Genomic DNA, 2,258 nt, shown 5'->3' with positions numbered 1-2,258 from the left:
AGGTCAGCGCGGTGTAGATCTCGCCGAGGGCCACGTCGAAGACCGGGGCGCAGCAGTGCAGCATCCGGCTGTCCGGGCCGACCGCGCACTCCTCGGCCATCCAGGCGAGGAAGTTCGTCAGCTTCTCGTGGGTCAGCACCACGCCCTTCGGCTTCCCCGTCGACCCCGACGTGTAGATCACGAACGCCGGCCCGGCGGCGTCCACCACCGGCAGGTCGACCGGCCCGGTCGCCGCCACCGCCGGCCACTCGTCGTCGAGGGCGATCACCCGCACGCCGTCGGGCCGGGGGACGCGCGGGGCGACCTCGCCGACGGTGAGCACGACGCGGGCCCCGTGGTCGGCCAGGAGCATCCGCATCCGCTCCGCCGGCCAGGCCACGTCCATCGGCGTGTACGCCGCCCCCGCCCGCAGCACCGCGAGGGTGGCGACGAGGGTCCACAGGCTGCGGTCCAGCGCCAGCGACACCACGTCCCCGACGCCGACGCCGGCCGAGCGCAGGTGCCGGGCCAGCAGCTCCGACCGGCGCGCCAGCTCGCCGTACGTGAGGACCTCGTCGCCGGCGACGCCCGCGACCGCGTCCGGTGTCCGGCGCGCCCAGGCCAGCACCAGGTCGTGGATCGGCCCGTCCGGCACCCGGCGGACCGGGCCTGCGCCCCACGCGAGCAGTCGCTCGCGGTCGGCCGCGCCGAGCAGCGGCAACCCCGACAGCGGTACGTCGGGCTCCCGGATCCCGGCCGACGCCAGCAACGCGGTCTGGTCCAGCAGGCCCCCCGCCCAGTCGGCGGACCAGCCCTCCGCCGCGTGGTCCACCCGCAGCCCGGAGCCGTCCGAGGCCACGGTCACCACCAGGTCGACGCCCACCGACTCCGGGCCCACCTCGGCGACCGGGCCCTCCACCAGGTCCACCGCGACCGGCCCCGGCACACCCGTGCCCGCCACCGGCGCGGCCCACGCCGCGGCCGCCCGCCGCACCAGCTCGCCGAAGGCCGGATCGTCCGCCACGTCCACCCGCACCACCGACGCGCCCGACGACACGCCCAGCGCCACCTCGTCCTGCCCGGTGTACCGGGCCAGCACCCCGACGAGGCCGGCCAGCAGCACCACGCCGGCGGGCTCCGGGCCCGTCCAGGCGGGCAGCTCGGGCCTGCGCGACTGCGAGGCCGCCCGGGCCGGCCACAGCAGCGGCCGCCGCAGGTCCGCCATCAGGTCGAGGGCCTCGAAGTCGGCGCCGGGGCCGGCGGCCCCGGCCGCACCAGCAACGATCCCGACAGACATGGGCGAACCTCCGATCAGGGCCGGCGCCACCTGTGCGGCTGCGGCCGGGTCGACGAGTCAGGAACTCCGTGGGCGCGATTCAGCCGGCGGCGGGGGCCACCGGGGGCCCGGCCGCCAGGAACCGCAGCATGTGGCCGTTGAGTTCCTCGGCGAAGCGGTGCGGCAGGTAGTCGGTGCGGATGGTGACGCGCAGCAGGGCGTGGTCGGCCCGGGGCAGCACCTCGACCGTCAGGCCGTTGGGGACCTCCCGGGCGTACGGCTCCACGACCTCCTCGGTCCGGCAGCCCGGCAGCTCCAGCGGAAGGACGACGTTGTCCTGGTAGACGAAGGTCGGCAGGCTGGCGACCACCTCGCCGGAGATCCCGGCGGCGGGATCGTCGGCGATCTCCGCGAAGGGGACGTCCTGGGCCCGCATGAGGTCGCCGACCGTCTCGTTGACCCGCAGGACGAGGCCGCTGTCCTCCGGCCCGTCGAACCGGACCCGGACGCAGTTGAGGTTGAGCCGGGTGGTGAAGGCGGAGTCGAGGACGCGGCTGCCCCGCTTCGCCACGACCATCAGCAGGCCGATGTCGTCCTGCCCGTGGACGGCGCGCAGCGCGGCGGCGAACGCGGCGACGAAGCAGCTCGACCGGCTGAACCGCTGTTCCCGCGCCGCCTCGTCCCAGCGGCGCATGATCTCGGGGCCGACCTCGACGATGTGCCCGGTCTTCGGGCCCCACGCCAGCGCCTGCTCCAGCGGCGCCGTGGGCTGACCCTGGCCCTGCCGGGGTAGGCCGCGCAGCTGCTCGCGCCAGTACGCCCGCTGCGCCCCCAGGTCGGCGGCCTCGCGCAGGCGAACGTGTTCGTCGTACGCCTGCCGCAGCGTGGTCGCCGGCCGGTCCCACACTGGGGTGTTGCCGGTGGTTCGGGCGGTGTAGGCGTGGGTGAGGTCGCGTACGAGTAGTGAGTGTGACCAGCCGTCGAAGGCGATGTGGTGGATGCC

2 protein-coding genes are annotated in these 2,258 nt (G+C 75.7%); both read right to left on the bottom strand.

The window, feature by feature from the left end; translation table 11 throughout:
- Window positions 1-1,276, bottom strand: a 1,276-nt coding sequence (locus ACWENR_RS30530) for an AMP-binding protein (RefSeq protein WP_452280401.1), incomplete at its 3' end; no start/stop codon positions are given.
- Window positions 1,277-1,355: 79 nt separating this feature from the next.
- Window positions 1,356-2,258: condensation domain-containing protein (locus ACWENR_RS30525; RefSeq protein ID WP_452280400.1), on the bottom strand; the 903-nt coding region annotated here is incomplete at its 5' end.

This window comes from Micromonospora sp. NPDC004336 (assembly GCF_053602615.1).
The sequence above is the reverse complement of the archived record's forward strand: the minus strand, read 5'-3'. Positions and strand labels throughout refer to the sequence as shown.